This is a genomic window from Salipiger aestuarii, from assembly GCF_003259905.1.
Taxonomy (GTDB): domain Bacteria; phylum Pseudomonadota; class Alphaproteobacteria; order Rhodobacterales; family Rhodobacteraceae; genus Salipiger; species Salipiger aestuarii.
The window spans coordinates 1-21,126 of record NZ_QLMG01000058.1 but is presented as its reverse complement, the minus strand read 5'-3'; the positions used below and the strand labels follow the sequence as shown (position 1 = coordinate 21,126).

At 63.4% G+C, this 21,126-nt stretch carries 17 protein-coding genes and 3 pseudogenes; 13 read left to right on the top strand and 7 right to left on the bottom strand.

From position 1 onward, the window contains the following. Positions 1–28: 28 nt before the first annotated feature. Together ATI53_RS20070 and ATI53_RS20065 are read right to left on the bottom strand one after the other, a co-directional pair. On the bottom strand, positions 29–307 hold the full coding sequence (locus ATI53_RS20070; RefSeq protein ID WP_249033411.1) for a DUF4174 domain-containing protein: 279 nt from the start codon (positions 305–307) through the stop codon (positions 29–31). 194 nt (positions 308–501) lie between these two features. Beyond that, positions 502–1,875 carry a class II 3-deoxy-7-phosphoheptulonate synthase gene (locus ATI53_RS20065; protein ID WP_034452077.1) on the bottom strand — a complete coding sequence of 458 codons (1,374 nt, stop codon included), beginning with the start codon at positions 1,873–1,875 and terminating at the stop codon, positions 502–504. Between the two features lie 207 nt (positions 1,876–2,082). Between ATI53_RS20065 and ATI53_RS20060 the strand changes: the two genes are divergently transcribed. From ATI53_RS20060 to ATI53_RS20025, 8 genes are all read left to right on the top strand, one after another. Further along, entirely contained in the window at positions 2,083–3,078 is a 996-nt protein-coding gene (locus tag ATI53_RS20060) for a GlxA family transcriptional regulator (protein ID WP_111551198.1), read from the top strand. A 109-nt stretch (positions 3,079–3,187) separates the two neighbouring features. Then, a complete protein-coding gene (locus ATI53_RS20055; RefSeq protein WP_009503891.1) occupies positions 3,188–4,372 on the top strand; it encodes an ABC transporter substrate-binding protein in 1,185 nt (394 codons plus the stop codon). Between the two features lie 83 nt (positions 4,373–4,455). Further along, positions 4,456–5,235 (top strand): ABC transporter ATP-binding protein, encoded by a 780-nt coding sequence (locus ATI53_RS20050; protein ID WP_009503892.1) that lies wholly within the window; start codon positions 4,456–4,458, stop codon positions 5,233–5,235. A 109-nt stretch (positions 5,236–5,344) separates the two neighbouring features. Beyond that, the gene (locus ATI53_RS20045; RefSeq protein ID WP_009503893.1) at positions 5,345–6,166 is read left to right on the top strand and encodes an ABC transporter ATP-binding protein; all 822 of its coding nucleotides are present in this window, start codon (positions 5,345–5,347) and stop codon (positions 6,164–6,166) included. 72 nt (positions 6,167–6,238) lie between these two features. Continuing rightward, positions 6,239–7,249 (top strand): branched-chain amino acid ABC transporter permease, encoded by a 1,011-nt coding sequence (locus ATI53_RS20040; RefSeq protein ID WP_009503894.1) that lies wholly within the window; start codon positions 6,239–6,241, stop codon positions 7,247–7,249. Next, a complete protein-coding gene (locus ATI53_RS20035) occupies positions 7,246–8,535 on the top strand; it encodes a branched-chain amino acid ABC transporter permease (protein ID WP_009503895.1) in 1,290 nt (429 codons plus the stop codon). The genes ATI53_RS20040 and ATI53_RS20035 overlap by 4 nt, the downstream gene beginning before the upstream one ends. A gap of 119 nt (positions 8,536–8,654) precedes the next feature. Further along, on the top strand, positions 8,655–8,885 hold the full coding sequence (locus ATI53_RS20030) for a hypothetical protein (RefSeq protein WP_009503896.1): 231 nt from the start codon (positions 8,655–8,657) through the stop codon (positions 8,883–8,885). Positions 8,886–8,976: 91 nt separating this feature from the next. Beyond that, the gene (locus tag ATI53_RS20025) at positions 8,977–9,162 is read left to right on the top strand and encodes a hypothetical protein (protein ID WP_146609972.1); all 186 of its coding nucleotides are present in this window, start codon (positions 8,977–8,979) and stop codon (positions 9,160–9,162) included. 9 nt (positions 9,163–9,171) lie between these two features. Here the strand turns inward: ATI53_RS20025 and ATI53_RS20020 are convergent, their stop codons facing one another. Next, positions 9,172–9,792 carry a helix-turn-helix domain-containing protein gene (locus ATI53_RS20020; RefSeq protein ID WP_009503898.1) on the bottom strand — a complete coding sequence of 207 codons (621 nt, stop codon included), beginning with the start codon at positions 9,790–9,792 and terminating at the stop codon, positions 9,172–9,174. 731 nt (positions 9,793–10,523) lie between these two features. Then, on the bottom strand, positions 10,524–14,162 hold the full coding sequence (locus ATI53_RS20015) for a vitamin B12-dependent ribonucleotide reductase (protein ID WP_111551196.1): 3,639 nt from the start codon (positions 14,160–14,162) through the stop codon (positions 10,524–10,526). A 1,201-nt stretch (positions 14,163–15,363) separates the two neighbouring features. On the opposite strand from ATI53_RS20015, the gene ATI53_RS23040 reads away from it, so the two are divergent. Next, entirely contained in the window at positions 15,364–15,660 is a 297-nt protein-coding gene (locus tag ATI53_RS23040; RefSeq protein WP_146609971.1) for a hypothetical protein, read from the top strand. Between the two features lie 261 nt (positions 15,661–15,921). On the opposite strand, the pseudogene ATI53_RS20010 reads toward ATI53_RS23040, so the two are convergent. Next, positions 15,922–16,676 (bottom strand): annotated as a pseudogene (locus tag ATI53_RS20010) (IS5 family transposase); the annotation flags it as partial. Between the two features lie 136 nt (positions 16,677–16,812). Further along, complete coding sequence (locus tag ATI53_RS20005) at positions 16,813–17,649, bottom strand: LysR family transcriptional regulator (RefSeq protein ID WP_111551195.1); 837 nt, start codon at positions 17,647–17,649, stop codon at positions 16,813–16,815. Positions 17,650–17,747: 98 nt separating this feature from the next. Between ATI53_RS20005 and ATI53_RS20000 the strand changes: the two genes are divergently transcribed. The 3 genes and pseudogenes from ATI53_RS20000 to ATI53_RS19990 form a co-directional block, all read left to right on the top strand. After that, complete coding sequence (locus tag ATI53_RS20000; protein ID WP_009503903.1) at positions 17,748–18,728, top strand: aldo/keto reductase; 981 nt, start codon at positions 17,748–17,750, stop codon at positions 18,726–18,728. Next, the gene (locus tag ATI53_RS19995; RefSeq protein ID WP_111551194.1) at positions 18,725–19,888 is read left to right on the top strand and encodes an alpha/beta hydrolase; all 1,164 of its coding nucleotides are present in this window, start codon (positions 18,725–18,727) and stop codon (positions 19,886–19,888) included. The genes ATI53_RS20000 and ATI53_RS19995 overlap by 4 nt, the downstream gene beginning before the upstream one ends. Positions 19,889–20,010: 122 nt before the next feature. Further along, positions 20,011–20,283 (top strand): annotated as a pseudogene (locus ATI53_RS19990) (ParB N-terminal domain-containing protein); the annotation flags it as partial. An 11-nt stretch (positions 20,284–20,294) separates the two neighbouring features. Here ATI53_RS19990 and ATI53_RS19985 read toward each other — a convergent pair. Beyond that, positions 20,295–20,769 (bottom strand): annotated as a pseudogene (locus ATI53_RS19985) (transposase); the annotation flags it as partial. Between the two features lie 126 nt (positions 20,770–20,895). Between ATI53_RS19985 and ATI53_RS19980 the strand changes: the two are divergent. Next, the coding region (locus ATI53_RS19980) for a transposase (protein ID WP_146609970.1) at positions 20,896–21,126 on the top strand (231 nt) is incomplete at its 3' end.

The window sequence follows — 21,126 nt, the reverse complement described above, 5'->3', positions numbered from 1 at the left end:
CGGACTTATCATCGCCTCCAACGCCCCGTCAGACGGCCCCCGCCGGAGGGATACGGTCAATGTCGCTCAGCACCACGATGTCGCGCTTTGCAAGCGCCGCGCGAGCGGCATCGAACAGCGCCATCTGGCGCGCATACGCGGCATCGTCTCGCGACGGCGCGAACAACAGAACCGGCCGCTTGGCCCACTTCAGATCGTTCAGGTCGTTCGCGCCCTCCGGCAACGCCTGGAATATGTCGGGGGTGGCCCGGGTCTGTGTGGCGGCGATTGCGCCAGCGGCAACAGCGATACCGAGTTTGGTTTTCATCAGAATGCGACCCATTGAAACGCGTCCCCCCGGCCTGATTGATACTCGGGATACTACGCACCGGCGCCAGAGCGGTTCCCGCCTTGCACGACGGGGGCGGTACGATCCCGCGCAACCGGCCGAAAAGCGCCTGCCCCAACGCGAAACGGCGCCTTTTGACAGGCGCCGTTCCCGTTGTCAGACCAGAACGCACATCAGCCAGCCGCGACGTCCGCCGGACGTTGCTGGGCAAGTTGCGTCAGTTCTTCGGCCACGAGAAACGCAAGTTCCAGCGACTGCGACGCGTTCAGGCGCGGATCGCATGCGGTATGATAGCGGTCGCTGAGGTTTTCATCGGACACGGCAAACACACCGCCGGTGCATTCGGTCACGTCCTGGCCGGTCATCTCGAAATGCACGCCGCCCGGAATGGTGCCCTGATCCTTGTGTACGGCGAAGAATTCGCGCACTTCGGACAGCACCCGGTCAAAGGGTCGCGTCTTGTAGCCCGACCCCGACTTGATCGTGTTGCCATGCATCGGGTCGCACACCCACAGCACGTTGGCGCCTTCGCCGCGCACCGTCTCGATCAGGCGCGGCAGATGTTCGGCCACCTTGCCCGCGCCGAACCGGGTGATCAGCGTCAGCCGGCCCGGATCGTTCAGCGGGTTCAGCTTGGCCATCAGCACCTTGAGGTCTTCGGCGGTCATCGACGGTCCACATTTCAGCCCGATGGGGTTCATCACGCCGCGCGCGAATTCCACATGCGCGCCATCGGGTTGGCGAGTGCGGTCGCCGATCCAGATCATGTGGCCGGACCCCGCGATCCATTTGCCGGAGGTGGAATCGACGCGAGTCAGCGCCTCTTCGTATTCCAGCAGCAGCGATTCATGGCTGGTGTAGAAATCCACCTGATGCAGCGCCGCCGAGCGGTGGCTGTCGATGCCTGCGGCCTTCATGAAATCCAGCGTGTCGCCGATGCGGCTGGCCATCTCGCGGTAGCGCGCGGCCTTTTCGCCTTCGGTGAAGCCAAGCGTCCACTGGTGGACCTGATGCACATCGGCATAGCCCCCGGTGCTGAAGGCGCGGATCAGGTTCAGCGTCGCCGCCGCCTGGGTGTAGGCCTGCAACATCTTTTGCGGGTCGGGCCGGCGCGCTTCGGGCGTAAAGGCGAGCTCGTTGATGATGTCGCCACGAAAGCTGGGCAGCTCGACTCCTTCGACGGTTTCGGTCGGGGCCGAGCGCGGCTTGGCGAACTGGCCCGCCATGCGACCGACCTTGACCACCGGCACCTTGGCACCATAGGTCAGCACCATTGCCATTTGCAGCATCACCTTGAACGTATCACGGATCGCGTTGGCCGAGAACTGATCGAACGCCTCGGCGCAGTCGCCGCCCTGCAACAAGAACGCCTCGCCGCGCGACGCCTTGCCAAGCTCGGTCCGCAGCTTGCGCGCCTCGCCTGCAAAAACCAGCGGGGGATATTTCGACAGCCGGGATTCCACCTTTTCCAGCGCAGCCTGATCGCCATAATCGGGCATCTGAATCCGGGGCATGGCTCTCCAGCTCGACTTGTTCCACTCGGTCATTGGCTTTACTCCCGTTGGTCTCCGTTAGCGAAAACGTCCGGCGCCTATACCGAAACGCAGGCGTCATGGCCATAGCAAATGCTGGGTGCGGGTTGACGCCCCTTGCCTTCTCTGCCCATCTAGAGCCAACGCGCGCGGGCGCGGGCGCGCGGTACCGCCCGCGAAGATCATGAAAAACCGCAGCATTCAGAGCGGGGCAAGGTCGCTATGGCGTTTTCGCAACCCGCATCCCGGCAGGAGCCGCAGCGCAAACCCCGCCGGTTCGTATTTGTCCTGATGCGCGGCTTCACGCTGCTCAGCTTCGCTTCGGCGCTCGAAACGCTGAGGCTGGCCAACCGCATCAGCGCATCGCAGCTGTTCGACTGGTGTATCGTGGGCGAAGGCGGCGGCACGGCGCGATGCGCCGCCGGAACGGCTTTTGAACTGGATGGCGACCTGCCCGACCTGTCGCGCGACGATACGGTACTGTTGTGCGGGGGCGTCGATGTGGCCGCCGCCACGACCCGTCGCCTGCTGAACTGGCTGCGGCGCGAGACGCGCAAGGGCGCGACCATGGGCGGGCTGTGCACCGCAAGCTGGGCGCTGGCCGAGGCGGGGCTGCTGGACGGCCGGCGCGCCACCATCCACTGGGAAAACCACGACGGTTTCGAAGAGGAATTTCCCGCGGTCGCGCTGACCAAATCCGTCTTCGTGATCGACGGCAACCGGCTGTCCACCGCGGGCGGCACGTCGTCGATCGACCTGATGCTGAAACTGCTGGCGGATGAACATGGCGAAGACCTTGCCAACGCGGTGGCCGACCAGCTGATCTATTCCACGATCCGCACCGACCGCGACATGCAGCGCCTGTCGACCCCGACCCGCATCGGGGTGCGCCACCCCAAGCTGGGAGCGGTCATCAAAAAGATGGAGGCGGCGCTCGAAGAGCCGATCTCTCCGGCGGTTCTGGCCGGTGAGGTCGGCATGTCCACCCGCCAGCTTGAACGATTGTTCCGGCGCTACCTCGACCGTTCGCCCAAGCGATATTACATGGAACTGCGCCTGTCAAAAGCGCGCAACCTGCTGATGCAGACCGATATGAGCGTGATCAACGTCGCGCTGGCCTGCGGGTTCGCAAGCCCGTCGCATTTTTCGAAATGCTACCGCGCGCATTACCAGACGACGCCCTATCGCGAGCGCGGCAGCCAATCGGCGCGGGACTGATTGACCCGGCTTCCCCGCCGGTGACACGCTCTTCACATTCGCGAAAGCCGCGCTTAGGATTTGCCGCGCAGACCGCGATCCAATGAGATCCAGCAAGGGAGAGACTTCCATGAAAAAGTGGCTTTTGGCTTCGGCCGCGTCGCTTCTCGCAACCGGCGCCGTGACCGCCGAAGACGCCCGGATCGGGGTCATTCTCGGATTTACCGGGCCGATCGAATCCCTCACGCCCGGAATGGCCGCCAGTGCCGAACTGGCGCTGAGCGAAGTCAACGACAGCGGGGCCTTCCTTACGGGCATCACGCTGGTGCCCGAACGCGCCGACAGCACCTGTATCGACGCCGCCGCGGCAACCGCCGCCGCCGAGCGGCTGGTGACCACCGACGGCGTTCTGGCGATCATGGGGGCCGATTGTTCGGGCGTGACCGGGGCGGTGCTGTCGAATGTGGCGGTGCCCAACGGGGTGCCGATGATCTCGCCCTCGGCGACCTCTCCGGCGCTGTCGGGCGCCGAGGACAACGGCCTGTTCTTTCGCACCGCGCCGTCCGACGCGCGTCAGGGCGAAGTGCTGGCGCAGATCCTGATCGAGCGCGACATCGGCTCGGTGGCCGTGACCTACACCAACAATGACTATGGCAAGGGCTTTGCCGACAGTTTCGAGGCGGCCTATGCCGAACTGGGCGGCGAAATCACCCTGACCAGCCCGCATGAGGACGGCAAGGGCGATTACTCTGCCGAAATCGGCGCGCTGGCTTCGGCGGGCGGTGACGTTCTGGTGGTGCTTGGCTATTCCGACCAGGGCGGCAAGGGGATGATCCAGGCGGCGCTGGACACCGGTGCATTCGACACGTTCGCGATGGGCGACGGGATGTATTCCGATGCGCTTCTGGCCGATCTGGGCGGCGACATCGATGGCAGCTTCGGGTCGGTTCCCTGGGCCGAAGGCGAAGGCGCCGAGGCGTTTTCGGCGCTGGCCAGCAAGGCGGGATTTACCGCCGAAAGCTCGTACACCCGCGAAAGCTATGATGCGGCGGCGCTGATCGCGCTGGCGATGATGAAGGGCGCCGAAGCGTCCTCGGCGGCGGTCGCGGCCAATGTGCTGGACGTGGCCAATGCACCTGGCGAGCCGATCCTGCCCGGAGAGCTTGGCAAGGCGTTGAAGATCATCGCCGAGGGGGGCGAGATCGACTATGTCGGGGCCACCGACGTGGAACTGGGCGATTCCGGCGAAGCGGCGGGCAGTTATCGCTACTACGAGATCACCGACGGGGCGTTTTCGACCGTCTCGTTCAAGTGATGCCCGCGCGGCAGTGAAACGCACAGCCCGGAGCGACGGTTCCGGGCTGTCTTGCGGCAACGCGCTACGGAGAGAGAGACGCTGTGATCCGGGTTGAGAATCTGCATCGTCATTTCGGCGGTTTTCGTGCCGTCGACGGCGCCACGCTGAGCATCGAAAAAGGCACGGTCACTGGGCTGATCGGGCCGAACGGCGCGGGAAAATCCACGCTGTTCAACGTGGTTTCAGGCGCGCTGCCGCCGACTTCGGGGCGGATCGTCATGGATGGCGAAGACATCACCGGCCTGCCTCCGCATGCTTTGTTTCACAAGGGGTTACTGCGCACCTTTCAGATTGCGCATGAATTCTCCTCGATGACATGCCGCGAAAACCTGATGATGGTCCCCGGCCATCAGTCGGGCGAAACGCTGTGGAATGCCTGGTTCGGGCGCGGGCGCATCGCACAGGAAGAGGCGGTCTTGTTGAAGAAAGCCGACGAGGTTCTTGATTTTCTGACAATTTCCCATCTGAAGGACGAAAGGGCCGGAAATCTCTCGGGCGGGCAGAAAAAGCTGCTGGAGCTGGGGCGCACGATGATGGTCGATGCGCGAATCGTGTTTCTGGATGAGGTCGGCGCGGGGGTGAACCGGACGCTGCTGATGACCATCGCCGACACGATTTTGCGGCTCAACCGCGAACGCGGCTATACGTTCTGCGTGATCGAGCACGACATGGATTTCATCGGGCGCATCTGCGATCCGGTCATCGTCATGGCCCAGGGCAAAAAGCTGGCCGAGGGCACGATTGACGACATCAAGGCGAATGGCGCGGTGATCGAGGCCTATCTGGGCGCCGGGCTGAGGACCAGGGAGGCATCGGCGTGACATTCCTGGCGTTTGCGCGGGGCGGCATCGTCGGAGGGGGGCGCTGCCCCCGCCGCGTGCCGCGACTCCCCCGGAGTTTATTTGGCAAGTTGAACGGGCGGGCGGTGGCATGACCGGTGGGTATGACGACCGTGGCAACCGTGATGTGTCGATTGCCAACCCGGCCGGCGGTAGCGCCGCACATCCGGTGCCCGCGGGCGGGCGGGCGCAGCCAGCGCCGGGGGGGCCGTTTCTGATCGGCGAGGCGATGACGGGCGGCTACGGACGCGGTGCCGACATCCTGCATGCGTGTACCATCGCGGTCGAGCGCGGCGAGATTGCGGTCATCGTCGGACCCAACGGCGCGGGCAAGTCGACGGCGATGAAGGCGATGTTCGGCATGCTGGATCTGCGCGCGGGCACCGTGCGGCTTGATGGCGAAGACATCACCGCGATCAGCCCGCAGGCGCGGGTGCGCGAAGGCATGGGCTTTGTGCCGCAGACGCAGAATATCTTCGCGTCGATGACGGTGGAAGAGAACCTGGAGATGGGGGCGTTTGTCCGCAGGGACGATTTTCGCGACACGATGGCGCAGGTCTACGATCTGTTTCCTGTACTGAAGGAAAAGCGGCGTCAGCCCGCAGGCGAGTTATCGGGAGGGCAGCGCCAACAGGTGGCTGTCGGGCGGGCGCTGATGACCCGACCCAAGGTCTTGTTGTTGGACGAGCCGACGGCGGGCGTGTCGCCCATCGTGATGGACGAGCTGTTCGACCGGATCGTCGAGGTGGCGCGCACCGGATTGCCGGTGCTCATGGTCGAGCAGAACGCGCGCCAGGCGCTTGAGATCGCGGATAAGGCCTATGTTCTTGTTCAGGGCGCCAATGCCCATACCGGAACCGGTCGCGCGCTGTTGCACGACCCGCAGGTGCGGCGCAGTTTTCTTGGTGGATGAAAAGCTTGTGGCGCGACGTTTGCGCGATACCAGAACGGGGAATGGCCCAAGCGGCCGTAAGGAGAGCTTGCGATGGATCTGCTGAACGCGCTGGTGGCGCTGGCAAATTTCGTGCTGATCCCGGCGCTGGCCTATGGAAGCCAGCTGGCGCTGGGCGCGCTGGGGGTGACGCTGATTTACGCCGTTCTGCGGTTTTCCAACTTTGCCCACGGCGACACCATGGCCATTGGCACCATGGTTACGATCCTTGCGACCTGGGCGCTGCAATCACTGGGGGTGAGCCTTGGGCCGTTGCCGACCGCTTTGCTGGCGATTCCGTTCGGTATTGCGGGGGCGGCGGTGTTGCTGTTGTTGACCGACCGCGTCGTTTATCGCTTTTATCGCGCGCAGAAGGCCAAGCCGGTGATCCTTGTCATCGTGTCGATGGGGGTGATGTTCATCTACAACGGCATGACACGGTTCATCATCGGGCCCGACGACCAGAGCTTTGCCGATGGCGAGCGGTTCCTGATTTCGGCCCGCGATTTCAAGGCGTGGAGCGGGCTTGACGAAGGGCTTGCGCTGAAATCCACCCAGGCGATCACCGTGGTGACGGCCATCATCGTTGTGGCGATTGTGTTCTGGTTTCTCACCCACACGCGCACCGGCAAGTCGATGCGCGCCTATTCCGACAACGAGGACCTTGCGCTGCTGTCCGGCATCAGCCCCGAAACCGTCGTGCGTGTGACCTGGATCATCGTGGCGGCGCTGGCGGTGGTGGCGGGCACGCTGTACGGGCTGGACAAGAGTTACAAGCCGTTCACCTATTTCCAGTTGCTGCTGCCGATTTTCGCCAGCGCCATCGTGGGCGGCATCGGCAGCCCCGTAGGCGCCATCGCGGGCGGGTTTGTCATCGCGTTTTCCGAGGTTCTGTTCACCTACGCCTGGAAGAAGGTGCTGGGCTATCTGCTACCCGAGACCTTGCAGCCGGACGGGCTCGTGCAATTGCTGTCGACCGATTACAAGTTCGCGGTCAGCTTCGTGATCCTGATCATCGTGCTGCTGTTCCGGCCCACCGGGTTGTTCAGGGGGAAATCCGTATGAGGACGCTTGCGCTTTTCGCGCTGGTTGCGGCGCTGATCCTGGGAACCGGAGTGCTGCAAAGCTGGAATTCCGCGCTGATCATCCTGAACATGGGGCTGGTCAGCGCGATCATGGCCTTGGGGGTCAACCTGCAATGGGGCCTGGCGGGGTTGTTCAACGTCGGGGTCATGGGCTTTGTGGCGCTTGGCGGGCTGGCGGTGGTCCTGACATCGACTGCGCCGGTGCCGCAGGCGTGGACGGCGGGCGGGGCGCGCATCATCGCTGCGCTGATCCTGGGGGCTGCGTCGATCACGCTGGGCGCTGTTGCCTGGCGCACACTGCACCGGGGACGGCGCGGGCTGGCGGTGGCCGTGATTGCCGTGCTGGGCTTTGTCGCCTTCCGCTGGGTGCTGGACCCGGCGGTCGAGGCGGTCGAGGCGGTGAATCCCGCCGCCACGGGCTATCTTGGCGGGCTGGGCCTGCCGGTGTTGCTGGCCTGGCCAGTCGGCGGGCTGCTGGCGGCGGGCGTTGCCTGGGTCATCGGCAAGACGGCGCTTGGCCTGCGGTCGGACTATCTTGCCATCGCCACGCTGGGGATCGCCGAGATCGTCATTGCCGTGCTCAAGAACGAGGACTGGCTGGCGCGCGGCGTCAAGAATGTGATCGGCCTGCCCCGGCCCCTGCCCTATGAGATCGACCTGCAGGGATCGCCCGTGTTTGCCGGCCGCGCCGACGCCCTTGGCCTGGATGTCACGACCGCCTCGACGCTTTACGTCAAGCTGGGCTATTCGGTGCTGTTCAGCGCCGTGCTGATTGCCGTTCTGGTGCTGGCTCAGCTTGCGCTGACATCGCCCTGGGGCCGGATGATGCGCGCCATCCGCGACAACGAAGAGGCCGCCGAGGCCATGGGCAAGGATGTCACCGCCCGCCACCTTCAGGTGTTCATTCTGGGCAGCGTTCTGTGCGGTATCGCCGGGGCGATGATGACCACGCTGGACGGGCAGCTGACGCCCTCCAGCTACCAGCCGCTGCGCTATACCTTTCTGATCTGGGTGATGGTGATCCTGGGCGGGTCGGGCAACAATCTCGGCGCCGTTCTGGGCGGATTCCTTGTCTGGTTCCTGTGGGTCCAGGTCGAACCGATCGGCCAGTGGGTGATGCAGATCGCGACCTCTGGCATGGCCGCAGAGTCGGCCTTGCGCGTCCACCTTCTGGAGTCGGTTCAGCACATGCGCCTGCTGACGATGGGGATCATCCTGCTGGTGGTTCTGCGGTTTGCCCCGCGTGGATTGCTGCCGGAAAAGTAGCGTCCGGGATTTCTGGTGCGATTCCTCGCGCGATGGTAGAGTAAACGCGATCACGGCGGCGGAACCCACTTGCTGCTGGCGCGTTGTCCCGTGCTGCACACATCGGGAGGAGGAAGACCATGGAATGGAACAGCGTGGCCAATGACTGGGGCAGTGCCTCGCGCCGCCTTGTAAAGCGGTTTCCGGGGCTGGATGCCAAGGCGCTTGCAACCCCGCCCGCAAGACTCGAGGCCCTGGCCGAAATGGTTGCCGAAGCGCAGGACATGACGCTTTTCGAAGCCCGCGAAGAAGTCGAAGACGTGCTTTTCGGCGAATGGGTCCCGTATCGCCTGTCGCGCATGTCGGGTTGACCGGTTCGGATTGACGCGCCCCAGGCGGGCCAAAAGGATGGTGGATCGCGCGGGCAATGCGGTGCATGCTCGCCGCAACGAGGATGCCGCAATGCTCAGACTGCTCGACCGTTTTCGCCCCGCGTCCGTCCCGGCGCCCGGCCGTGGCGCGGATTTTTCCGACCTCATGCGCCGCGCCGCCGCTGACGACATGTCCGGTCCCGGATTTGACACTGAACTGGGTGCGGAAAAGGAACTGGCCCGTATCGTGGCGCTCGCCCGCGATCTGGAACGCTGAAACGCGTGGTCAGCCCAGCGACGTGACCCAGAGAATACTGGCGTCTTCGGGGCTGATCGACACCACGTTGTGTCCCATGCTCGCGTCATAATAGGCGCTGTCACCGCGGCGCATCTCGATGGGTTCGTAAAACTCCGTGTAGAGCCGGATGATGCCGGTCAGCACCAGAAGAAATTCCTCGCCGTCGTGGCGCACCCAGCCATCGAATTCGTCCATGCTGCGCGCGCGCACCCGCGCGCGATAGGGCAGCATCTTTTTCCTGGTCAGGGATTCCGCCAGCAATTCATGTTCGTAGGTGGTGGTGGCCTGGTGCGATCCCGCGCCGTCGCGGGTGTGGATCATGCGCCCCGACACCTGGTCCTTTTTCGGCGGCGTGAAAAGCTGGGGCACACCGATACCCAGGCCCACCGCCAGCTTTTTCAGCGCATCATAGGTCGGAGACATCTGCCCGTTTTCGATCTTGGACAAGGTGGACCGCGCCAGACCCGCTTCGCGCGCGGCCTGTTCCAGCGTCCAGTCGCGCGCCTTGCGCAGCTCGCGCACCCGCACCCCAAGATCAAGAGGCTCGGCTACCGCGTCCTCGCCGGTTTCCCGGGCCAGGCGGATCAAGGATTTGGGATCGCGCGTCATGCGCAAGCTATAAGCGGGCGTAATGCAGCTTGCAACGGTGCGCCGATTGGGCATCGCTGCAAGCACCGTTCAACGCATCCGAACCGGGCCCCGCAACCGGACGACGGACGGAACGCAAAGGAAGGGCCCCCGCTTGGGAGGCCCTTCAAGTTTCGCTGACAAGGCTCGATTCTGTTACCGCCCGGTTCTGTTTTATGCCTGCGGCCTTGCCCGCGACGGGGTCAGCCGCAGCCGCGCCCCGGAGGCTGGCAAGGCGCGTCAAAGCGCCCTGCCCTCGTGGTGTCGTGACGAACATCTGTGGCCTTAGCCCAAGTTGTCCGTTTCCCTTCCGTTCGGATTGGAACGGGGAACTCTCCGTCCATCTGCGAGCGTCATAACGTGGTAACCCTCGTGGTCCCCTCGTGCGATCTCCCCCGCGAGGCGGCCCCTGGTCACCTCTCCCCGCTCGGGAACATTGAGGTGTGTGTCAAGGCAAGGCCGGTTCGGTTCTCACGGCTTACCGTGATGCGCGTCTTTGCCATCGCAACGTCTCCTTATCCACAGGCTGCGAGCATATTCTGGTGGCAACCCTGTGAGCAAAACAGCACTCTATTGATCCACTATCTCGACCATGATCCTGGTTTCCCATCGACCTGTAAGGGCCGAGTTTCGCTTTTCCCGTACTGTGCCGATTACATGCGGGATGGGCCGGGGGATCGTGCGCCAACACGGTCCCCCACCCCTCAATTTCTTCAGCTACAGCCCGATGTCGAACCACATGTGTTGCATTTCATGCAGGTGCCGTTGCGCACCAGCGTGTAATTGCCGCACTCACCGCAAGCCTCGCCCTCGTAGCCCTGCATCTTGGCCTTGACCCGCGCATCCATCGCGGTGGCCGATACGGTGCCGGTCAGCGTCGCGACGGTGCCTTGCGCAACCACCCCGGTGGCAAGGCCGTCGGTGCCGGTGGCCACAGACTGCCCGCCCTGAAGCACCACCAGTTCCTGCGGCAGACGCTTGCGCAAATACCCGGTCGACGAGATCTGCTTGAGCATTTCAAGCGACCGCGCCGCGGTGGTTTCCGACAGTTCCTTGACGTTGTTCACGCCTTCTTCCTCGCCCCGGCCCAGATCGTCGAAGGTCGCGCCCGAGGGTTTGACATGGGCCAGATCGGTGCGGTCCAGATAGCTGACCGCCAGTTCGCGGAAGATGTAATCAAGGATCGAGGTGGCGTTCTTGATGCTGTCGTTGCCCTGCACCATGCCGGCGGGTTCGAATTTGGTAAAGGTGAAGGCGTCGACGAATTCCTCCAGCGGCACGCCGTATTGCAGGCCGACCGACACCGCGATGGCGAAGTTGTTCATCATCGCCCGGAAGCCGGCGCCTTCCTTGTGCATGTCGATAAAGATCTCGCCAAGCGCGCCGTCCTGATATTCGCCGGTGCGCAGGTACACCTTGTGCCCGCCGACGACGGCCTTTTGCGTATAGCCCTTGCGTCGCTCGGGCATCTTGGTGCGCCCGGCGCGGATGACTTCCTTGATGACCACCTTTTCGACGATCTTTTCCGCGATCACCTGCGCCTTTTCGTGGGGCGTGCCGGTTTCGAGGATCTCCATCGCGTCGTCGTCGTCTTCGATCAGCGCCGAGGCCAGCGGTTGGCTCAGCTTGGATCCGTCGCGATACAGCGCGTTGGCCTTGGTGCCCAGCGACCAGCTGAGTTCATAGGCCGCCTGACAATCGGCCACGGTGGCCGTGTTGGGCATGTTGATGGTCTTGGAAATCGCCCCCGAGATAAAGCTTTGCGCGGCCGCCATCATGTGGATGTGGCTTTCGACCGACAGGTAGCGCTTGCCCTTCTTGCCGCAGGCGTTGGCGCAGTCAAAGATGCTGATGTGCTCGTCACGCAGATGCGGCGCGCCTTCCAGCGTCATGGTGCCGCAAACGTGGTCGTTGGCCGCTTCGATGTCCTGCCTGGTAAAGCCAAGATGGCGCAGCAGTTCGAACCCGGGGTCGTTCAGCCTGTCCGCCGGCACCCCCAGCACGTCCTGGCAGAATTCCGCGCCCAGCGTCCACTGGTTGAACACGAAGCGGATGTCGAACGCAGTGCCAAGCGCGGACTCGATCTTGTCGATCTGGGCGGGACCAAAGCCGTGGCGCGCCAACGAGGCGTGGTTGATGCCCGGCGCGTTGCCAAGGCTGCCATGACCAACCGCGTAGGACACGATTTCCTCGATCTGGGCCGATCCGTAGCCAAGCTTTTCCAGCGCGCCGGGGACCGAACGGTTGATGATCTTGAAATACCCACCGCCGGCGAGCTTCTTGAATTTCACCAGCGCGAAATCCGGCTCGATCCCGGTGGTGTCGCAATCCATCACCAGGCCGATGGTGCCCGTCGGTGCGATCACCGACACCTGGGCGTTGCGATAGCCATGCGCCTCGCCCAGGCGCAGCGCCTCGTCCCAGCTTTCCCTGGCCAGTTCCACCAGCTTGTGATCGGGACAGCGTGCGTGATCCAGCGGCACGGGTTTCACGGCAAGCGCGTCATAGCCGCTGGTTTTGCCATAGGCGGCGGCGCGGTGGTTGCGAATGACGCGCAACATGTGCCTGGCGTTGCGTGCATAGCCGGGGAATGCGCCAAGCTCGCCGGCGATTTCGGCCGAGGTCGCGTAGGACACGCCGGTCATGATCGCGGTCAGGGCGCCGGTCAGGGCGCGACCTTCGTGGCTGTCATAGCCAAAGCCCATGTTCATCAGCAGCCCGCCGATGTTGGCATAGCCCAGGCCCAGCGTGCGGAAATCATAGCTGCGCTGCGCGATTTCCTTGGACGGGAACTGCGCCATCAGCACCGACACTTCCAGCGTCAGCGTCCACAGACGCGTGGCGTGCATGTAGGTTTCGGCATCGAATTCGCCATCCTTGAGAAAGGTCAGCAGGTTCATCGACGCCAGGTTGCAGGCGGTGTCGTCCAGGAACATGTATTCCGAACACGGGTTGGACCCGCGGATCGCGCCGTCTTCGGGACAGGTGTGCCAGGCGTTGACGGTGTCGTGGAACTGGATGCCGGGATCGGCGCAGGCCCAGGCGGCGTGGCCGATCTGTTCCCACAGGTCCTTGGCGCTGATGGTCTTGGCGACCGATCCGTCGGTGCGGCGCAGCAATTCCCAGGGCTGGTCCTTGCGGACCGCCTCAAGAAACGCATCCGTCACGCGGATCGAGTTGTTGGAATTCTGGCCCGACACCGAGGCGTAGGCCTCGGAGTCCCAATCGGTGTCGTAGGTCGGGAATTCGATCGAGGCATAGCCCTGGCGCGCGTAATCCAGAACGCGCTTGATGTAGGTTTCCGGGATCGACACGCGCTTGGCCTCGCGGATCGCCTTTTTCAGACCGAGGTTGGCGTTGGCCTCATAGGCGTCGGATTCCAGCCCGTCCCAGTTGCGGATCGCGGCAAAGATCCCGTTGAGCATCTGTTCGTGCATCTTGGACCCGGCCACAAGGCTGGCAACCTTTTGCTCTTCCTTGACCTTCCAGTTGATGAATTCCTCGATATCGGGGTGATCGGCATCGCAAATCACCATCTTGGCGGCGCGGCGCGTGGTGCCGCCCGACTTGATGGAACCCGCCGCGCGGTCACCGATTTTCAGGAACCCCATCAGGCCCGAAGATTTGCCGCCCCCCGACAGCGGTTCGTTCGCGGCGCGCAGCGAGGAAAAGTTGGTGCCGGTGCCCGAGCCGTATTTGAACAGGCGTGCCTCACGCACCCACAGGTCCATGATGCCGCCCTCATTCACCAGATCGTCGCTGACGGACTGGATGAAACAGGCGTGGGGCTGGGGGTGTTCATAGGCCGAGGTCGACTTGGTCAGCTTGCCGGTCTGGTAGTCCACATAGAAATGGCCCTGTCCGGGGCCGTCGATGCCATAGGCCCAATGCAGGCCGGTGTTGAACCACTGCGGCGAATTGGGCGCGGCCACCTGCGCGGCCAGCATATGGCGCGTTTCGTCGTAATAGGCGCGCGCGTCGTCTTCGGTGCTGAAATAGCCGCCCTTCCAGCCCCAATAGGCCCAGGCGCCCGCCAGCCGGTCGAACACCTGCTTGGCCGAGGTTTCGCCGGTGCGCGGCGTGTCGGCGTTGGCAGGCACCGAACGCCACAGGAATTCGGGCACATCTTTTTCTGCGACGGGTTTCAGGTCGGTGGGAACACCCGCTTTGCGGAAATATTTCTGTGCGATGACGTCAGAGGCGACCTGGCTCCACCTGGCGGGAACCTCAAGCGTGTCGAGCTTGAAAACGGTGGTGCCATCCGGATTGCGGATTTCCGAGCTTGTGGTGACGAACTCGATGCCCGCGTAAGCGTCCTGCCCGGCCCGGGTGTACTTTCTCTCGATCTTCATCGCTGCCTCTGCCTCGTTCTTTGCCCAACGTGCGCCAGGAGAAACGCAAAGACTCACCCTGCCGGGAGTGGCTGCCCATTCCCGCTGCCGCTTCGCCGCGGTCTCTCATTGATCATGAGTTGTCGGTCTGTCCCCGCCGGAGACCACTATATGTTGTGGATCGCCTCCTGACTTGCACAAACTGGCTCGATTCACGCCACAGGGTCAACGGGTTTTTTCAGGACATCTTCATATATTTGGTGTTGACCCAAGCGGGACACACAAGGGCTATGGACCATCCTCGATTCATCCACATGGGCCGGCGTCCGGTCGCACCGCGCAACGCCTTGGAAAATCGCCCCGCCCCCAGCGGTTATCCACAGCTGTTGAGAACTCGGCTGAAGATAAGTGGCGTGGCGGGAAAACGACGCCGCACCAGCGCAGTTTCGCTGCCGTCCAGCCGCCGATTGCCCATGTTTTCGACAGACGGCGCGAGTCGGGGCCAAAGCGGCGCCGCCCGGCCCGCCCAATTTGCCGCCTGGCAAGGCGGCGCAACCACATGTTGTGCTTGGAATCGAGAATCACCTTGTGCGGTCCGAAACGGTAAATCGCCCCAGCCCAACGAGACCGGCGCGCGGCACATCGCAGGCGCGCCCCGGTCAGACCCCCAAGCCAACGCGCACAGAGATCGGGCGTTCGGTGCCATCGCCGCCCAGGACGCGCCGCGCCCGGCCCGGTTGGCCACCACCGCCGCGCCCGGCGAAAAGCCATCACGTTGAACAGCGCCCTGGCAGCGTCACACTGATGAGCCGTCGCAATCGGCGCCCGACCGCCCGGCCAACTGACCGCGTGCCCCCCAGCCCGCCAACCGGCCCGCCACCGACGTCGGCAAAGCCGAACATGGGGGCGTTGGGAACGCCGACCGTATCGCCATCGGGCGAACATCCAGCTCGCCCGTTGCACAAAGAGCCGGGAGCCGAAAAAGCCAGGTTGAAAGAAAAATGGTCGGGGCGGCGAGATTCGAACTCACGGCCTTCTGTACCCATTATTGCACCCTCAACAAACGTAACAGCTCACAAAGGCCAACCTAACCGAGGTTGAAGCGCGAATCTGAAGATCAAGAACAAAGACAGAACTTTGTTCTTGCTCTTACCCCCCAACACCATACCATGTCACACATGATAGGTACGGTGCCACGGGCTCGGTTAGCTCGGGAGGCAGCATGGCGAATTTCGAACGTCTTCGACCGCTCCATCATACCACCTGCGATTACCCTATCAGCGGCGTGACCGAACTCAGCAGTATCCGGGTCGTAGTGACAGAACACGTCCTACTCGAGAGCTTGATCGACTATTTTCAGTGCGCGGAGAATCGAGGGAAATCACCAGCATGGCGAGCTTGGGTGGCTCGCTCTGTCGGCTACTTCTACGACTTCAGCGTCCAAGCGCGGCCCCTCTATGAAAGCATGCCCTCGCCGACTGCCTTTCTGTCGGACTTCGCCTATCATCTACTCATCTGAACCATTGACGCAGACAGCAACGACGCTCTTGGTCGCTATTGGCCCAAGCAGCCTTTCGCGACCGTCAATCAGCATTTGAAGAATCTGACGCGCTTCAGCGACTTCTGCGAGAGAAAATATGGCGCGAAGTCCGCGAATCCTTGGAGAAGCAACCTCACATTCGGTGAACAGCTCAGCAGGTTCAGAGCATGGGACCGCCGGAACGAGCAATCCCTGTTGCAAAACGTTGGAAGTCGACGCGCGGCCTGGGCTCAGGATTCCTAACCAATAGATGACGGTTGCTGCGAGGGCGCTGGCTGAGAGGAAGACCTTCGGACATCTGTCCTATCGGGTCGCCCCGCGCCTCCAGTCCTTGAGCCTGCCAAACATGATCTCGATACGATTGCGCCGCTTGTATCGGCGCTTGTCGTATTTGTCCGGTGTCTTGCGTTGCTTTCGGCCGGGGATGCCGGGGCGTATCCCTTTGTCTTTCAAGGTTTCTCGGAACCGGTCGGCGTCGTGGCCGCGATCTCCGAGCAGCCATTTGATCTTCGGCAAGCCATCGGGCAGCGTCCGTGCGCCGATGTAATCGCTGACCTGTCCAGCAGTGACGAACAGGTCGATCGGTCGACCCTGGCTGTCGCAGATGGCGTGCAGTTTCGTGTTCATGCCGCCTTTGGTCCTGCCGATGAGGCATCCACGCCCCCCTTTTTCGCGGCCAAGCTGGTCGCGGTACGGTGGGCCTTCAGATCGGTTGCGTCGATCATTACGGTCTTTTCCTCGCCGTGTTCGGCGGCCAACCCGATCATCATCCTGGCGAAGATGCCTTTCTCGCTCCAACGCTTCCACCGGCTGTAGAGCGTCTTGTGCGGTCCATGCTCCCTGGGGGCCTCTTTCCAGCGTAACCCATTACGATTGAATAAGATAATTCCGCTTGGCACACGCCTGTGATCGACGCGTGGCGTGCCGTGCGGCTTCGGGAAGAAAGGGGCAAGCTTGGCCATCTGCTCGTCGGTCAGCAAGTAAAGGCCGCTCATGCCACCGCTCCGTTTGCCGAGCCGTGAACCGCGCAGCGCACTGAAAATCAATGCATCCTGAGCCTAAAGACCAGGTGCGCGATCGCCGGTTGAGCGAAGACGAATACCGCCTTCTCGGCGCGACGCCACGCAACGCCTACCGGATAGCCTCGATCAGACGGTCGGCCACGGCCCGGACGGCGGGGGCATCTTTCAGGTCGGTATGGATGACCAGCCAGACAGGGCGCGGTTCGGGATGTTCATCGACGACGCGGACAAGGGTCGGGCAGCGCTCTGCCATCACGCAAGGCAACAGCGCGACGCCCAGCCCGGCCTCCGCCGCGGCGCGCTGGCTGTGGAAGTCGCCGGTCATAAGGTCGAGCGGCCTGTCCCCGGCGAACTCTTCCAGCCAGCGCTGTTGCGGCACATGGGCGAGGGTTTCGTCAAAGGCGATGAAGCGCCACTGGCTGGGCGGAAGCCTTGCGATTTCCGGGGTGGCATAGAGCGCGAAGGCGACCGAACCGATCCGGCGAATGACGTTCTGCCGTCCCTGCGGCTCGACCATGCGCACGGCGAGATCGGCCTCGCCGCTGTCGAGCGAGGCGAGATGCGAATTGGCGGACAGCACGAATTGCAGGTCTGGATGCGCGGCGCGCAGGCTACGCAGGGCAGGAATGATGATCTCGCTGACAAGCACCGGCGGCGCGGTCACCCTGACCCGGCCGGTCATCGTGCCTTGCGCGGCATGGGCGATGCGCTCCACATGGTGCGCCTGCTGCTCCATGTCCAGGGCGATTTCCGCGATCTCCCGCCCGTTGTCGGTCAGCGGCGTCGAGCGGGCGAGACGCCGCACCAGCTTGTGGCCGAGGCTCTCCTCCAAGGCAGAGATGCGGCGGGATACAGTGCCATGGTTCACCCCCAGCGCACGCGCCGCGCCAGCCAGCGAGCCTTCGCGCTGCAGCACCGCCAGAACATGAAGATCATCCCAATTCATCTGATCATTATTGCACGGATGGCGTGTCTATACGAAGAATTTTCACCAGATGGACCGCCTGTCAGACATTCCTGCGCATGACAGACAGGAGCAAAGCCATGATCCCAACCCTTCCGCTCGGCGCCGACGGCCCGCAACTCCCCGCGTTTGGCCTCGGCTGCATGGGCATGTCCGAATTCTACGGCAAGACAGATGATGCGCAGTCGCTGGCCGTGCTCGCCCGCGCCCATGAGCTGGGCGTGCGGATGTTCGACACCGCCGACATGTATGGCAACGGCCATAATGAAGAATTGCTGGCGCGCTTCCTGAAAACGGGCGGGCGGAACGCCTTTATCGCCACCAAGTTCGGCATCCGCAAAGCGCCCGGAGAATACGCCCGCAGCATCGACAACAGCCCGGATTATATCCGCGAGGCATGTGAAGCATCGCTCAGGCGTCTCGGGATCGAGCGGATCGACCTCTATTATGTCCACCGCGCCGAAACCGGCCGACCGATTGAAGAAACGATGGAGGTGCTCGCTGGTCTGGTTCAGGCCGGAAAGATCGCGCATATCGGTCTCAGCGAAGTTTCCGCCGACACGTTGCGCCGGGCTCATGGCGTGCATCCGGTGGCGGCGGTGCAGAGCGAATACTCCCTGACCACCCGCGACATGGAAGCCGAAGTGCTGCCCGCCTGCCGCGAGCTGGGCATTGCCTTCGTCGCCTATAGCCCGCTTGGGCGCGGCTTGCTGGCGGGCACGATGAAGAGCGGCGATCTGGCCGAGAACGACTTCCGCCGCAACGCCCCGCGCTTTGCCGGCGACGCGCTGGAGGCAAACCTCGCCCGTCTCGACACGTTGCGCACGATCGCGGATCAGCGCGAGGCGACGCCGTCGCAGGTCGCACTCGCCTGGGTGCTGGCCAAGGGCGTGTTCGCCATCCCCGGCACCAAACGGCTGAGCTATCTGGAACAGAATATCGCTGCCGCCAGCCTGCACTTGTCGGAAGATGATATCGCCAAACTCGACCGCGCCTATGCGCCCGGCAGCTTCACCGGAGAGCGCTACACCGCCGAGGGCATGAAGGGGGTCAGCGCATGAGCCTCGCGACGGACAAATCCGATCATGTCGCGGCGACCGGACGTCACGCCATGCAAGCCATCACCGGCGAGGCGATGGACGGCATTCTCGCCACGATCGGCAGCCACTCGCCGCAACTGGCGGGCAATCTCGTCACCCATGCCTTCGGATCGGTGATCTCCGACCCGGCGCTTGGTTATGGCGCACGGGAGCTTGCAACCATTGCAATGCTCGGTGTCATGGGTGGATGCGAGGGTCAGTTGCGCACCCATCTCCGCTTCGCGCTCGATTGCGGTCTGACGCCTGAAGAGATCGTCGCCTGCGCCGAGCATGTTTCGGTCTATGCCGGCTATCCGCGCGCGCTGACCATGCTGCGGATCGCGCGAGAGGTGTTGCAGGATCGCGGAGAGAAATTGCTTGTCGCGCAGCCCTTCCGCCTGCGCGATCATACGACCCGGCTGTTCGACAGCGGCGGCGACGAACCGCCCATGCTGCTGCTCCATGCGCTGGGGCTGGACTGGCGGATGTGGTCGCGGGTCATTCCGCTGCTCACGTCGCATTATCGGGTCATCGCTTTTGACCTGCGTGGATTTGGCGGAGCCGCCTTTGCACCACATGTCCGCGACCTTGCGCATTACGCGGAGGATGTGGCCGATCTGCTTGATCGCCTCGACCTGCCGCAGGCCCACATCACCGGCCTGTCTCTTGGCGGCTCGATCGCGTTGGAACTGGCGCTTCAGCGGCCCGATCCGGTCGCCGGCCTGACGGTGATCGCGGCAACCGCGTGGTCTTTCCCCGCATTCGAGCAACGCGCCCGCGCCGCCGAAGCAGAGGGGATGGAGGCGCAGATCATCCCCAGCCTGACACGCTGGTTGCGCGCCGGTGATCTGGCCACGAACGGCTGGGCCGTGCGCTATGCCCGCAACTGCGTACGTCGCGCGGGAATCGCGGACTGGAGCGCTGCCTGGCGTTGCCTGGCTGGAATATCCCTTGGGGACAGGCTTGGCGACATCCGCGCGCCGATGCGGATCATCGCCGGGGAATGCGACCAGTCCACGCCGCCCGGCCTGATGGAAGGTCTGGTCTCGGAGTTCCGGCGCGATTTCACCGTCATACCAGGCGCGCCGCACATGCTGGCACTGACCCATCCGAAAGCGCTGGGGAGCGCAATAGTAACCTAACAGACCGCCTGATCCGTGATCTCAGCTTAGCGCGTACCAGAGGAAAAGTTCGGCGGCTTTCGCCGTGACGGGTTTGGAGGTCGAGAGAGAGGCTTTCGGCCAGCCCGTCGCGGAGAACTGATATGACCATGTCTCAGAAAATCACCCTCAGCGCCTCGCGCGACATCCCTTTCGACAAGCTGGTGCTGAGCCAGTCCAATGTCCGCCGCATCAAGGTCGGCGTCTCGATCGAAGAGCTCGCCGAACACATCGCCCGGCGCACGCGTCTGTCCTCGATCACCGTCCGGCCGGTGCTGGACGAGGACGGCGCGGAAACCGGCATGTTCGAGATCCCGGCCCGCGGACGCCGCTACCGGGCGCTCGAACTTCTGGTTAAGCAGAAGCCGCTGATCCGCGTCGAAGATCCCGGTGCACCGGGACGCGCCAACGCCTCCGCCACTGCTTCAATGCAAAAACCCGCTTCCAGCGTGATCGACACGCGCCAAGCCAGGACGCGGCGGGTGAACCAGTCCAGAACGGCGGCGAGGCAGATGAACCCGCGCGCCATCCATTGCCCGGCAGGCGATTTGCACGGAAAATCTGCCGAGAGGGGGAATGCAGGTGATGTCCATCGCCCAGACCTGGTTGGGCCGGATGATGGGCGGTTTCCGAAGAAGATAGGGATAGATCTTGTGTCCAGGCGCTGGTTTCGAGGTATTCGGCTTGCGATAGAGCGCCTTGATGCCCATGCCCTTCATCACGGTGGCAACGTGCAGCCGCCCGACCTTGAACCCTTCCTGAACCAGCAGCCCCTTCAGCATCCGACTGCCCGCGAAGGGGAACTCCATGTGCAGCTTGTCGATCCGGCGCATCAGCTTCAGATCGGCGTTCGACACCGGGCGCTGCCCCGGCTGATCGCCAGCACCTTGGTCTCACGGTCGACACTTAGTGTCCATCCGGGAACATCTTGAATCTTTGGAATCACTTGTGAATCCTTGGCGGAGGCAAGGTTTTGCAGGAGCTTTTGGATGTGGACCAACGAGAACCGCGGTCGTTATGATCGCAGTGGACTGCGCTATCCCAGCGATTTGACGGACGAGGAATGGGGGATCATTTCTCCGCTGATCCCGCCCGCGAAGCGGGGCGGCAACAAGCGGACGGTCGTGATGCGGGAGGTCGTCAACGGGCTGATGTATATTCTCGGCACCGGATGCCAGTGGGCTGCGCTGCCGAAGGACTTGCCGCCGCGCAGCACGGTA